Origin of the sequence: Marinobacter gelidimuriae, assembly GCF_000372805.1 — a bacterium.
GTDB lineage: Bacteria > Pseudomonadota > Gammaproteobacteria > Pseudomonadales > Oleiphilaceae > Marinobacter > Marinobacter gelidimuriae.
The window spans coordinates 41130-52972 of record NZ_KB889877.1; the positions used below are offsets into that span (position 1 = coordinate 41130).

The 11843-nt window shown below is 53.8% G+C and carries 13 protein-coding genes and 1 pseudogene; 9 read left to right on the forward strand and 5 right to left on the reverse strand.

The window, feature by feature from the left end:
• The first annotated feature begins 3 nt into the window (after nt 1-3).
• From A3OI_RS0107545 to A3OI_RS0107565, 5 genes and pseudogenes are all read left to right on the forward strand, one after another.
• On the forward strand, nt 4-810 hold the full coding sequence (locus A3OI_RS0107545) for a carbohydrate ABC transporter permease (RefSeq protein ID WP_018403688.1): 807 nt from the start codon (nt 4-6) through the stop codon (nt 808-810).
• A gap of 11 nt (nt 811-821) precedes the next feature.
• A complete protein-coding gene (locus A3OI_RS0107550) occupies nt 822-1097 on the forward strand; it encodes a DUF2160 domain-containing protein (protein WP_018403689.1) in 276 nt (91 codons plus the stop codon).
• A gap of 220 nt (nt 1098-1317) precedes the next feature.
• Nucleotides 1318-3066: an ABC transporter substrate-binding protein gene (locus A3OI_RS0107555; RefSeq protein ID WP_018403690.1), complete on the forward strand. Its 1749-nt coding sequence runs from the start codon at nt 1318-1320 to the stop codon at nt 3064-3066.
• Between the two features lie 228 nt (nt 3067-3294).
• Nucleotides 3295-3729 (forward strand): annotated as a pseudogene (locus tag A3OI_RS0107560) (methyl-accepting chemotaxis protein); the annotation flags it as partial.
• Between the two features lie 15 nt (nt 3730-3744).
• Nucleotides 3745-4272: a methylated-DNA--[protein]-cysteine S-methyltransferase gene (locus A3OI_RS0107565; protein ID WP_018403692.1), complete on the forward strand. Its 528-nt coding sequence runs from the start codon at nt 3745-3747 to the stop codon at nt 4270-4272.
• On the opposite strand, the gene A3OI_RS0107570 is transcribed toward A3OI_RS0107565, so the two are convergent.
• The gene (locus A3OI_RS0107570) at nt 4226-5998 is read right to left on the reverse strand and encodes a diguanylate cyclase domain-containing protein (protein WP_018403693.1); all 1773 of its coding nucleotides are present in this window, start codon (nt 5996-5998) and stop codon (nt 4226-4228) included. The two genes, A3OI_RS0107565 and A3OI_RS0107570, sit on opposite strands and share 47 nt — an antisense overlap.
• A 169-nt stretch (nt 5999-6167) precedes the next feature.
• Between A3OI_RS0107570 and A3OI_RS22660 the strand changes: the two genes are divergently transcribed.
• Both A3OI_RS22660 and A3OI_RS23755 read left to right on the forward strand, forming a co-directional pair.
• Complete coding sequence (locus A3OI_RS22660) at nt 6168-6479, forward strand: hypothetical protein (protein WP_018403694.1); 312 nt, start codon at nt 6168-6170, stop codon at nt 6477-6479.
• Nucleotides 6421-6576 carry an anion permease gene (locus A3OI_RS23755; protein WP_228702923.1) on the forward strand — a complete coding sequence of 52 codons (156 nt, stop codon included), beginning with the start codon at nt 6421-6423 and terminating at the stop codon, nt 6574-6576. The genes A3OI_RS22660 and A3OI_RS23755 overlap by 59 nt, the downstream gene beginning before the upstream one ends.
• 56 nt (nt 6577-6632) lie before the next feature.
• Here A3OI_RS23755 and A3OI_RS0107580 read toward each other — a convergent pair whose 3' ends face one another.
• From A3OI_RS0107580 to A3OI_RS0107595, 4 genes are all read right to left on the reverse strand, one after another.
• A complete protein-coding gene (locus A3OI_RS0107580; RefSeq protein ID WP_018403695.1) occupies nt 6633-7655 on the reverse strand; it encodes a polysaccharide deacetylase family protein in 1023 nt (340 codons plus the stop codon).
• A 51-nt stretch (nt 7656-7706) separates the two neighbouring features.
• Nucleotides 7707-8408: a DNA-J related domain-containing protein gene (locus A3OI_RS0107585; protein WP_018403696.1), complete on the reverse strand. Its 702-nt coding sequence runs from the start codon at nt 8406-8408 to the stop codon at nt 7707-7709.
• Nucleotides 8409-8610: 202 nt separating this feature from the next.
• A complete protein-coding gene (locus tag A3OI_RS0107590; RefSeq protein ID WP_018403697.1) occupies nt 8611-9945 on the reverse strand; it encodes a sensor histidine kinase in 1335 nt (444 codons plus the stop codon).
• A complete protein-coding gene (locus A3OI_RS0107595) occupies nt 9932-10597 on the reverse strand; it encodes a response regulator transcription factor (RefSeq protein ID WP_018403698.1) in 666 nt (221 codons plus the stop codon). The genes A3OI_RS0107590 and A3OI_RS0107595 overlap by 14 nt, the downstream gene beginning before the upstream one ends.
• A 207-nt stretch (nt 10598-10804) precedes the next feature.
• Here A3OI_RS0107595 and A3OI_RS0107600 point away from each other — a divergent pair, with 207 nt between their 5' ends.
• Nucleotides 10805-11344: a cupredoxin domain-containing protein gene (locus tag A3OI_RS0107600; protein WP_018403699.1), complete on the forward strand. Its 540-nt coding sequence runs from the start codon at nt 10805-10807 to the stop codon at nt 11342-11344.
• A 77-nt stretch (nt 11345-11421) separates the two neighbouring features.
• Nucleotides 11422-11843, forward strand: a 422-nt coding sequence (locus A3OI_RS0107605; protein ID WP_026224064.1) for a multicopper oxidase domain-containing protein, incomplete at its 3' end; no start/stop codon positions are given.

Sequence of the window (11843 nt, forward strand, 5' to 3'; positions counted from 1 at the left end):
GAGATGAAACAAAGTCGTTCCAAAAACGTAGGGATCACCCTTTTTATAGCGTTTGTACTAACTCCGGTTTACTGGTTGTTGAACATGTCGTTCAAAACGAACCAGGAAATTCTGGGCGGCCTTACACTGTTTCCAAAAACGTTCACCCTTGACAATTATGCGGTCATTTTTAGTGATCCTAGTTGGTACAACGGTTATCTGAACTCGATGACGTATGTGGCCATGAACGTGGTCATCACGTTGCTGGTGGCGCTGCCCGCGGCATACGCATTCAGCCGCTACAAGTTCCTGGGCGACAAGCATCTGTTTTTCTGGCTGCTGAGTAACCGGATGGCGCCGCCTGCGGTATTCCTGATGCCATTCTTCCAGCTGTACTCGTCAATTGGTCTGTTTGATACACACATTGCCGTTGCACTGGCGCACTGTTTGTTCACCGTACCTCTGGCGGTGTGGATTCTGGAAGGTTTTATGAAAGGTGTACCCCGTGAATACGACGAGATGGCCTTTATTGACGGTTACAGCTTTCCAAGGTTCTTTATCAAAGTGTTCCTGCCGATGATTCGTTCTGGCATCGGCGTAACCGCATTCTTTACCTTTATGTTTTCGTGGGTAGAACTCTTGCTTGCCCGCACTCTGACATCTGTGGACGCTCAGCCTATTGGCGCCATCATGACGCGGACCATAGGGGCCAGCGGTATTGACTGGGGTGTGCTGTCGGCAGCGGGTGCTCTGACGATTATTCCCGGCATATTGGTGATTTGGTTTGTTCGTAACCATGTGGCCAAAGGCTTCGCTCTCGGACGCGTATAAGGAGAACACTGATGATTGACTGGATGAACTGGACCCCCACGGTCGTAATCTTTTTTGCGGTGATCGCTTCGATTCTCGCGTTTATGACCGTTTACGAAATTGTTTCGCCCTGCCGTGAGCGCAAAGGATTTCTGCCTATCGAAACCACTCGCGGCGACAGGCTATTTATTAGCTTGCTGTCGACTGCTTACATTCATCTGACTTTTCTGGCAATAAGCGATGTCAGCTTATGGGTTGCGTTGGCGGTGTCTGTGGCCTGGGCGGCGGTGTTGTTACGCTGGGGCTAATGAGACGAGAGCATGACCTGATGTGAAATAGTGAAAATTGTTGGCCAAAAAGGTTGTAAAGAATTCGGAAACGAACTAAATTTAAGTTAATGATCGAAAGCGATCATTAAACGGTTCTCGAATATAACGTTTAATGACTCGAGTGCTGTAAGTGATGTTGATGTAAAACGGAGCGTAGTCTGGTCCCGCTCCATCCATAAGAAAGCAAATGAGGTTGGGTATGTTCAAAAATAACAAACATCCTAAGACTCTTATACTCAGTGTCGCTATTGCCGCCGCCAGTATGAGTTTGAGCCTGCAAGCCTACGCCGATCAATATTCGGACGCAGCTGAAAAGTGGGTAAGTGAGTCATTCAAGAGGTCGACTCTAAGCAAAGAAGAGCAGATGAAGGAAATGGCTTGGTTTACCCAGGCTGCGGAAGAGTTCCGCGGAATGGAAATCAACGTGGTTTCAGAAACCCTTGCCACTCACGAGTATGAATCCAACGTTCTGGCTAAAGCATTCTCCGAAATTACCGGTATCAAACTGACCCATAACCTGCTCCAGGAAGGCGACGTTATCGAGAAGCTGCAGACCCAGATGCAGTCTGGCCGTAACATCTATGACGCGTATGTAAACGATTCAGACCTCATTGGTACGCATTTCCGTTACGGAAAAGTGGAGTCCATTGACGCAATCATGAATGGCGCGGGTAAAGACCTTACTCTGCCGACTCTGGATCTTGAAGACTTCATTGGCCTGGACTTTACCACAGGGCCTGATGGTGTGCTTTATCAGCTTCCGACCCAGCAGTTTGCAAACCTTTACTGGTTCCGTGCGGACTGGTTTGAGCGTGAAGATCTGAAAAAGCAGTTCAAAGAAATTTACGGATATGATCTTGGTGTTCCGGTGAACTGGTCTGCGTACGAAGACATCGCGGAGTTCTTTTCGGTTCACGTTAAAGAGATCGATGGCGTGAAAGTATACGGCCACATGGATTACGGCAAAAAAGACCCTTCTCTGGGCTGGCGCTTCACTGATGCCTGGTTCTCGATGGCGGGTGCCGGCGACAAAGGCCTACCTAACGGCTTGCCGGTAGACGAGTGGGGCATTCGGGTTGAAGAGTGTCGTCCGGTCGGGTCTAACATGTCCCGCGGCGGTGCAACTAACAGCCCGGCAGCGGTTTACGCGACCACCAAGTACGTTGAATGGATGCAAAAGTACGCGCCGCCCGAAGCAACGGGTATGACCTTCTCTGAATCTGGCCCAGTGCCTGCCCAGGGCGAAATCGCCCAGCAGATTTTCTGGTACACGGCCTTCACCGCCAGCATGATTGAAGAAGGACTGCCGGTTGTAAATGAAGACGGTACTCCGAAATGGCGTATGGCGCCTTCACCCCATGGTCCTTACTGGGAAGAAGGCATGAAGCTTGGCTACCAGGACGTAGGTTCCTGGACGTTCATGAAGTCCACTCCTGAGAAGCGCCGCCTGGCGGCTTGGTTGTACGCTCAGTTCACGGTTTCCAAGACTGTGTCTCTGGAAAAAACCGTCGCTGGCCTGACGCCGATTCGCGATTCTGACCTTAACTCTGACGTGATGTTGGAAATGGCGCCTAGGCTTGGTGGCCTGGTTGAGTTCTATCGCAGCCCGGCACGTGATCTATGGACGCCGACTGGCACCAACGTTCCTGATTACCCGAAGCTGGCCGCACTGTGGTGGCAGTACGTTTCCCGGGCAGCCAGTGGCGAAGCGACTCCTCAGGAAGCTTTGGATGGCCTGGCCGATGCCCAGGATCGCGTAATGGAGCGCCTGGAGCGTGCCAACGTACTTTCTAATTGTGGTCCTAAGCTTAACGAGCCGCGTGACCCGCAATACTGGTTGGATCAGCCGGGCGCACCCAAACCCAAGCTGGCCAACGAGAAAGTACAAGGTGAAACCGTACCTTACAACGAACTGCTCAAAACCTGGGAAGACGCTCGTAAGGGCTAATTCCTGAAGACCGATGCCTGCCGTAGTCGAACCTCTCGATTGCGGCAGGCATTTCACCGTTACCATGGTGAGTCTGGTTGATTTCTTATTTTCCCCCAATTACATTAATTCAAATTATCTCTTCTGGCCTACGTGTTTTCCTGTCGGCCTTATCTGCTCTTTTGCTCAGTTCATTTTGGGCTAGTGGTGAGAGTACAAAAACATGAATAAAATCTCGGGCGGGGCTTTGCGGTGGTCGCCGACGAGGTTCGGGGCCTGGCCCGGAAAACTACTGAAAGCACCGAGACCATCCGCACGTTGGTAGAGCGTCTTCAGGGTGAAGCGTCGGAATCCGTCCGTTCAATGAACAATAACTTTTCGCAATTGGCGGCGGTCAGAACGCTGATGGCCAGTGTTTCCGAAGGCGCCGAAAAGATTCGCAGTGCCATGGCGCGAATTCATCAGGGAGCCGATCAAACCCGTTTGGGGATGGATGAACAGGAAAGCGTAAGTAAGTCGGTTGCTCGCCAGGTAAACGAAATCAGCAACTCCGCTAACGCCAGCCTTGATGAAATTGACGAACATTGTGCGCGAGCGTCATTCCAGAACTCTGACCACGGATTATCTGTTCTGATTACGCGACGACCGAATTTTGCGCCATACTGCGTTTCTACGCTGGCGTAAGAAGAGGAGTTCGCTATGTCATCATCTCAAGTCACAGAGCACATCACCTGGCAATCCGCGCAATGCTATCTGGGCCAGGTGCTTGTGGCCTGCAGTGACACGGGTGTGTGCGCTCTGCTGACCGGGCAGACACTGCCACCGCTAATGGAACGATTGCGCAGTCGCTTCCCACGTGCTCAATTATGCCAGGCAGAGAGTGCTTGCCCAAGCTGGCTGGGCAAAGTGAAAACCCAGCTGACAGACGGCCGCAGCGCGGAACCCCTGGCTCTGGATGTGCGCGGCACGGAGTTTCAGCAGCAAGTCTGGCAAGCGTTACAAAGCATCCCCAGTGGTGAAGTCATCAGCTACGCCGAGCTGGCGCGGAGGGCAGGGCGGCCAAGGGCCGTTCGCGCCGCTGCCAGCGCCTGCGGGGCCAACCCGGTGGTCGTGCTGGTGCCCTGCCATCGGGTGCTGCGCAGCAACGGCGACCTGGGTGGCTACAATGGCGGGGTTGCTATCAAAAAAGCGCTGTTGGCCCATGAGCAGGCGCTGTCTGCCCACTAGTTTCGTTTTTTTGGCTTTCGGCGTCTGTAAATAAGCAAATGGCGTTACGGCCGGCGCGTTTGGCCGTATACATGGCCGCGTCGGCCCGTTCCAGCAGCTGCCGGGTGGTGTCGACTTCGTTCGAATACAGGCTTATGCCTACGCTGGCGCCGGCACTCAGGGTATGGCCATCAATTTGATAGTCCTCGCGGTGCTTGTCCAGCAAGCGCTGCGCAATCGTTTTTGCCGCTTCGGGACCGTTCAATTCTGGCAGTATCACCACAAATTCATCGCCGCCAAGGCGAGCTAATGTGTCGCCCTCGCGAAGGCAGGTCTGTGCTCTTTCGGTGAACTGAAGTAGCAAAGAATCGCCTACGTGATGCCCCAGAGTGTCGTTAATCTGTTTGAAATGATCCAGGTCAATGAACAGCACGGCTAGCCCCAGTCGGTTGCGGTGGGCCTGGTGGATGGCGTGTTCCAGGCGGTCTTCCATCAGCCGGCGGTTGGGAATACCGGTGAGCGCATCGTAATAGGCCAGCTGGCGAATGCGCTCCTCGTTGCGGCGGTTCTGGGTGATGTCGGTAAACAGGGCAGCGTAGTGGGTTATGATGTCGTTATCATCGGTTACCGCAGTAATGGTCAGCAATTCCAGATACAGCTCGCCGGTTTTGCGCCGATTCCAGATTTCGCCGCGCCATACGCTTTCCCGCGCCAGGGCTTGCCACATCTGGTCGTAAAAGGCTTTGTCATGGCGACCAGATGAAAGCAGCGCCGGCGTTTTACCGATTACATCTTCCGCGCTGTAACCGGTCAGTTGGGTAAACATGGGGTTAGTGAATTCTATGCGCGATTTGGCATCGGTAATCATGATGCCTTCCAGTGAAGAGGCAATCACCCGCTCAGCCAGTTGCAGGGTTCGCCGTGACTGGGCCAGGGCCGAGTCACGCCGCTCCAGCGCGGCGCGCAAATCCTGCATATACAGCTGGTCTACACCGGCAAGCATCTGACCGTAGCCCACCAGGCCGATCACCTGGTTATTGTCATTGACCACCGCCAAGTTATGGATGCGCAGGTTCAGAAGGCGATCACGGGCGTGAATAAGCGGCTCTTCCTCGTGCACGGTTCTCAATGGGCGGCTGGCCAGGGGGCCGACTACTTTATTACCGGTATTGCGGCTGATAAGACGGACTATGTCGCGCTCGGTAAGAATCCCCAATCCCAGTTTTTTACAATCAATAATCGCCGCATGAGCGCGGTTTTTGTACATGCTAGCCGCTGCTTCCGCCAGGGTCTTATCACCGTCTATAGACAGTGGCATTGTGGCGGTGGCGGAGCGCACGTCACGCAAACGCAGATAGGGTTCAATACCCTGGTTTATCGCCATGTCGGTTTGCGAGAGAATACCGGCCGCTTTGCCGTCGGCGTCGACCACCAGAAAGTGACGTTTGCCGGTTTCGCGGAATTTAACCGCGGCTTCCTGCATGGGCATGTAGGTGGGCACGGAGATAACCGGTGAGCTCATTACCGAACTGACTGGCTGGGCAAAGATAGAAGAGGATGCAAAATCAATGGCCAGGGCATCGCGCTCTGTCCAGATGCCCAACACGTCGTCATTGCGAATAACCAGAATGGAACTGACACTTCGCTCCGCCATCATCGCGGCGGCAGTGGCTATAGTGGTATCAGGATCGCAATGTAGAAGGGCGCCGCTGTGCATCAGTCGGGAGACAAGAAGTTGCGGTGCCATACGAATAGAATCCTGTTTGCGGTGCCATGCTGAAGGCATGAATTTACAGAAGAATTTGACCGAGTATGCTCCAATACGGGGTGATCTGCCAATAGCACGTGTCGCTATTTGTGTTGTGTATACAGTGTTTGGTTTTACATCGGTGTCTTAACAAAATGGAACAGATGATATGAGCAATCAGCCGTTGTCAGTGGAGCCGCCGGAAGGTTTGCCGCGAAGTCAGGTAATCGGATTGGTGGTCGGTTTGGCGGGCTTTTTGGCGTGCCTGATTATACCGCCGCCTGGTGGTATGTCGGTCGAAGCCTGGGCCGCTGGCGGCATGATGTTGCCCATCGGCCTGTCTATCATCGCCATGACCCAGAGCGACAACGAAGACGGCCTGCGCCGCTTCGGCACAGCGCTGCTGGTGGTATTGCCACGTTATTGGTACGCCTCCCAACGCCCTGCTGGCGGCTTATCTGCTGGATACCCAGGGCATTGAGGTGGGCTTTGCCCAGTGGATGCTGTTGGGACTGCCGGTTTCGGTGGTGATGTTGTTGCTGGTGTGGTGGTGGTTACGGTGGCCAGTTATTGGCTAATGGGGTGGGTGTTTGGCTTGTGATGTCCAGATAGTCATCTTGCCTGCACGTAGCACTCAATCTTCTGGTCGGGATAAATCCAGCCAGGGTTGGGACAGCCAGTAAAAGCGTCCGTCGCCTGCGGGGTAGGTGCAGTTATAGCGAAAGCGGCGGCTGCTAAATGCAGCGGGCGCCTGAACATTCGCCTGCTGTGCGTTGGCGGTTACCTTGATTCGGCCCTGGCCAGAGCCGAAGCAGGTCAGTTTATCTGGGGTGAATCCACTTGGCAGAGTCATCCGCAGGTGCGGCGGGTTAGCGCTTACAATACCGTCTGGAAGATCCTTGGCCGGCACGGGTAAAGCTTTGCTCAGCAACTTGTTGTCCAGGCCTTGTAGCTGCCCATAGGCGTTGGCCATGGGAAATCGTGGCAGTCGGGTGCGGCTTGAGGTTGCGCCGACGGGCCCGGATTGCTGCCCGAAGGCCAGCCAGCCGCGCTGGTTCATTTGCTGTTCCAGTGCTGTATCAAATTCGCCATAGGGGTAGGCGAACATTGGAGGAGCATTGCCAAACTCTTGTTCAAGCAACGTTTGCGCGCCATCAAGGCCTCGATGAACACGCTCTTGCCACTGCTCTTCTTTCTCGTTGGGTGTTTTGGCCAGGTGCCCGTGGCCGGCGCTGTGGTTGGCGATGGTCGCCAGGCCCGTAGACGCCAGTTCCCGCAGCTGCTGTAACGTCATAAAACCGCTGTTGCCGATGGTGTCAGTGTTCACAAACAGGGTGTAGGGATAGTTTAGTCGCGCCAATATGGGTGCCGCGTTGGAATACACGGAACTGTAGGCGTCATCAAAACTCAGGGCAACGGCATCGCCGCCATTACCCGCCAAGGCTTTTTGTGTTGCCTCGTACAGTGGTTCAACCGCCAGCCCGAGTTGGTCAATCAGTTGCAGTTGGGCTTGAAACAGTGCCGGCGACGTACTGGTGGCGCCCGGCGTGTTATTGCTGATGTGGTGGTATTGCAATATGGCCAGATCTGCGCTGGCGCCCGCAGGCAATGCCAGTGCGATAGCCAGCGTGGCGGCTACAAAATCCTGTCGGCGCATGTAAAATTCCTTCGTTTTAGGGGGTTGCCTTCACGTTGCTTACAGCAGCACTTAGTAGCGCCCGCGATAGTGGTTTCTGATAACGGCAAAGGCTGCGTTAAGTTTCTGGATTTGCTCGGTGCTGCCGCCCCTGTCGGGGTGCGCCTGCATGACGGCACGCCGAAAACGCTGTTTTACCTCGTGAAAACAGTCCGGCAAACGCTTGTCGCTATAGCCCAGACAGTTCGCTGCTGCGGCAACCTCCGATGTGTCGTGATGATTATTGGCACCCCGATGACCGGCGTAGAAATTGTCAAGCATGGTGTGGATCTGCGCCGTGGATAGCCGGTATTGGTTCAGATCCAGATAGAATGCCCGCAAGGAATCTGCCTGGGCCGGCAGGCTCTGGTTAGACAGCTCATGCCGAGGCTCTTCGGGGCGGTTTTCAAGGCGGGTCAGCATGGGTGATATCGCCAGGGTTTGACCGTCTTCGGCCAATTGATCGCGCAGCGTATACAGGGTGTGAAACAGCAAGAAGTGAACCTGGTATAACAGCTCGGGTTGATCAAAGCGCACCTCACCCAGAAGTTGCCAGGGTGGCTGCTGCAGTTTTTTGATCAGGGCATATTCACTCAGCCCGCCAGGTGCTTGGCGCAGCTCGTGCTCCAGAGCAACTTGCAGGTGGGCTATGTGGCTTTGCAGAGCCTCCTGGGGCCTGGGATCACCAGGGTGGGTAATGGCGCAGGGTTGTTTGGGTGTTGAGGAGTTTGTCATGACTCTATGGTAGAGCACACACGGGTTGCCCTGCCAGCCTGATGGCACCCGATGTGGGCTTGTGTCAGTGTTAACAGCGGAATGCGACGGGTATAATTCGGCCTGACATTTTTCAACGTTAAGGTTAAGATTGTATCTCAAGGCCATAATGCATAAGGCCAGAATGCAGCTCAGGGGCGGAGTCTCGTCTTTGAGAAAGGCATCAAATAGAGATTTCGATCAGTACTTTCAAACCTCCTTTTGACCCATTTGAAAAACAGGTCTCACCTCCATACCGAGCGACTATTTCGCGAACGATAGCAAGCCCAAGTCCATGTCCTGGAGTTTGTTCATCGAGCCGTCGCCCTCTCTGACCCAAGTGCACCTGATCATCTTCTGATACGCCAGACCCATCATCTGTTACGACAATCAGCGCCAAACCATCACGCTGTTCTAAAGAGAGTTCAACGCATTCTGCAGACCATTTCCCGGCATTATCGAGTAAATTTCCCAATATCTCGTTTAGATCATGCTCCTCAATCGGCCAGCGAAATTCCTCGGTGAGTGAGGTGGACAGTTCAAATGACTTTTCGGGGTAAAGTCGGCCCAGCATCCACAAAAGATCGCGGGCTTGCGTGACGGGGAAGGCACTTTTGCCAACCTGGGGCCCGGCAAACCGACTGCGCCGCATTTCTGCTTCTAATTGCCTGTCAATGTCGCCCAGGCGCGATCCCATTTCATGCCTCAGGCCGTTATCCAGAGGTCGGCTGGTATCTTCGAGAACCTGTCTAACCGCCGCAATGGGCGTTTTAACGCTGTGAGACAGGTTCGCCAGCGCTTCCCGGGAGCGCTCAAGCCGTTGATCCAGGGAATCAAGCAGTTGGTTGAGCTGTTGCACCAGTGGTTGAAACTCTTCCGGGGCGTCTGCGTTGATCCGCGATATTTCGCCGCTCTGTAATCGTTTGAGAGCGGCCTGAAGCGAGACAACGGGGCGCATTGACAGGTTAATACCAAACCAGATAATTCCCACAAGCAAAATGATCAGCAAGATCGACACGATCGCCGTCCACGCATGCAGTTCTGCCTGGCTGTTTTTCAGTGCTCCCATGTCTTCTGAAACGATAACCTTGATAGGAACGCCGTTTACAACAAATGATTTCCGATAAGCGAGAATGTCGGAAGGTACGTTGGCTATTTTTGCATTGTGTACTCGGATACTTTCGTCGCCATCAAATTGCAGCAAAGGGTTTAACAGCGGTTGCCAGGATTGCGGCGATATGACCGTTTGATCTGGGGATTGGATGGCAAAAGCATGATGAAATACCTTCTCAAAATAGTCACCGGTTTTCAGCATGTCTATCTTGCCTTCGGCTTGCCGGATATTGAGCTCCAGGAACGCGACTTCGTCTTTCAGTCGACTTTCGACGAATTCCCGGGACATCCTCTCCAGAAGTAATCCGTGAACAAACCAGGCGATAGCCATAAGAGCAATGCCCGCGGGTAACAACAGGGTCAGAAGCGCACCTTTTACCGACACCGGTTTTTTAAACGGCGTCATTGAATACGTACCCCTGACCGCGACGCGTTGCGATGGTCTCCGCGCCCACTAATTTTCGCAGGCGCCGGATATAAGCTTCGATGACGTTTTCATTTGGGCTCTCATTAAGATTGTAGAGCTGCTCCATGAGTTGTTCTTTGGAGAAAATGTGCCCGGGGCGACTCATCAAACACCTGAGCAGTCGGAATTCGGTGCCGGTTAAACTGTGTTCCGGACCACCGTCGATTTTCAGGCACTGCCGGTTCTCGTCAAGCTCAAAGTGACCCGCTTTCACTGAGGAGAGAACCCGCCCTTCGCTGCGGCGCACGATGGCGTTCAGCCTGGCAATCAGTTCTTCAGCCTGAAAGGGTTTGCCGAGATAATCGTCGGCGCCGGCTTTCAGGCCGCTGACTTTGTCTTGCCAGTCGCCTCGCGCCGTTAGAATCAATACCGCAAAGTTTGCGTTGTCCTGCCGCCATTTCCGTAACACGTCTAAACCATTCCCGTCGGGCAGTCCGAGATCCAACACCGCTGCCCGGTAGTCTTCCTGCACGCCCAAAAGCATCGCTTCTTTGGCCGTGCCGGTGACATCGACACTGAAGCCGGCCTTCTCAAGTTGGCTGGCGAGCCCTTCGGCCAACAAACGGTCATCCTCTACAAGCAGTAATCTCATCTGTCGTTCCTTTCCTCAGGCTAAACCGGCTAATGCAGTGTCCGCTATTAACCTGAATTCAGCCTGAACTAAAAATATTTCAGCATTTTCAGAAAGAATTCAGGTTGATGAGCGATGGTATCAAGCGTTTTAGCCGAATGCTCACGTTGCCGGATAAACCCAGTGGGTTTTGAACGCACGCCATGACACATCACAGGAGAAAGTTTGATGAGCGTATCAAAGTTCGTAGTCGCAGCATTAGCCATGTCAGTTTCAGCAGTAGCTCTTGGGGCTGGTGCTCACGGAGACGGGCACGGGCACGGTCAAGGTGCGAAGAGCGGCGAACCGGGTAAAGCCTCGGACGCCGGGCGCAGTATTACTGTGCAGATGTACGACAACTACTACGAGCCTGAGTCTATCGAGGTCAAACCAGGAGAAACGGTGCGCTTTGTCGTTGAAAACAAAGGCAGCCTGGTGCACGAATTTAATATTGGTACGCCTGCCATGCATGAATCCCATCAGAAGGAAATGACGATGATGGTAGAGCACGGCGTTATTCAGGGCGGCAAGCTGAATCGCGACATGATGGAGATGGACATGGGAAATGGCATGTCCATGAAACATGATGACCCCAACAGTGTGCTGTTAGAGGCGGGCGAGAGCCAAGAGGTTGTTTGGAAGTTCTCGGAGAAGGGCAATATTGAATTCGCTTGCAACGTTCCGGGGCACTACCAGGCCGGCATGTACGGTGAAGTTAATTTTAACTGATCCCATTCTGAATTAACGGGGTGCTCGCCGTGGCGGGCAAACCCCAAAAACAGTCACGTAGTTAGGAGCTTTTAACGATGAAGACAACCCTTCTGGCAGGCGCTTTAGGCTTGCTTCTACCGGCTATTGGCCTGGCGGGTGAATACAACCTGACGGTCGACCGAGTTCAGATCGACACCGGCGACTTTGTCAAAGAGGGCATCGGCTACAATGGCGCGTCCCCCGGGCCGGTTATGCGCTTCAAGGAAGGCGAAGAGGTCTCGATTAACGTGACCAACAACCTGAATGAAATGACGTCCATTCACTGGCATGGCATGATCCTGCCTTTTACTCAGGACGGCGTGCCCGGTATCAGCTTTCCGGGTATCGAGCCCGGAGAGACCTTCACCTATAAGTTTCCCATCACTCAGTCGGGCACCTTCTGGTATCACAGTCACGCTGGTTTTCAGGAGCCCGATGGCGCCTACGGTGCCATTGTGATTGAACCCGAAGGCCGCGA

Excerpts from the sequence above, each read along its gene's own strand:
- A3OI_RS0107545 (WP_018403688.1), top strand. The coding sequence starts at position 4 with ATGAAACAAAGTCGTTCCAAAAACGTAGGGATCACCCTTTTTATAGCG.
- A3OI_RS0107550 (WP_018403689.1), top strand. The coding sequence starts at position 822 with ATGATTGACTGGATGAACTGGACCCCCACGGTCGTAATCTTTTTTGCG.
- A3OI_RS0107555 (WP_018403690.1), top strand. The coding sequence starts at position 1,318 with ATGTTCAAAAATAACAAACATCCTAAGACTCTTATACTCAGTGTCGCT.
- A3OI_RS0107565 (WP_018403692.1), top strand. The coding sequence starts at position 3,745 with ATGTCATCATCTCAAGTCACAGAGCACATCACCTGGCAATCCGCGCAA.
- A3OI_RS0107570 (WP_018403693.1), bottom strand. The coding sequence starts at position 5,998 with ATGGCACCGCAACTTCTTGTCTCCCGACTGATGCACAGCGGCGCCCTT.
- A3OI_RS22660 (WP_018403694.1), top strand. The coding sequence starts at position 6,168 with ATGAGCAATCAGCCGTTGTCAGTGGAGCCGCCGGAAGGTTTGCCGCGA.
- A3OI_RS0107580 (WP_018403695.1), bottom strand. The coding sequence starts at position 7,655 with ATGCGCCGACAGGATTTTGTAGCCGCCACGCTGGCTATCGCACTGGCA.
- A3OI_RS0107585 (WP_018403696.1), bottom strand. The coding sequence starts at position 8,408 with ATGACAAACTCCTCAACACCCAAACAACCCTGCGCCATTACCCACCCT.
- A3OI_RS0107590 (WP_018403697.1), bottom strand. The coding sequence starts at position 9,945 with ATGACGCCGTTTAAAAAACCGGTGTCGGTAAAAGGTGCGCTTCTGACC.
- A3OI_RS0107595 (WP_018403698.1), bottom strand. The coding sequence starts at position 10,597 with ATGAGATTACTGCTTGTAGAGGATGACCGTTTGTTGGCCGAAGGGCTC.
- A3OI_RS0107600 (WP_018403699.1), top strand. The coding sequence starts at position 10,805 with ATGAGCGTATCAAAGTTCGTAGTCGCAGCATTAGCCATGTCAGTTTCA.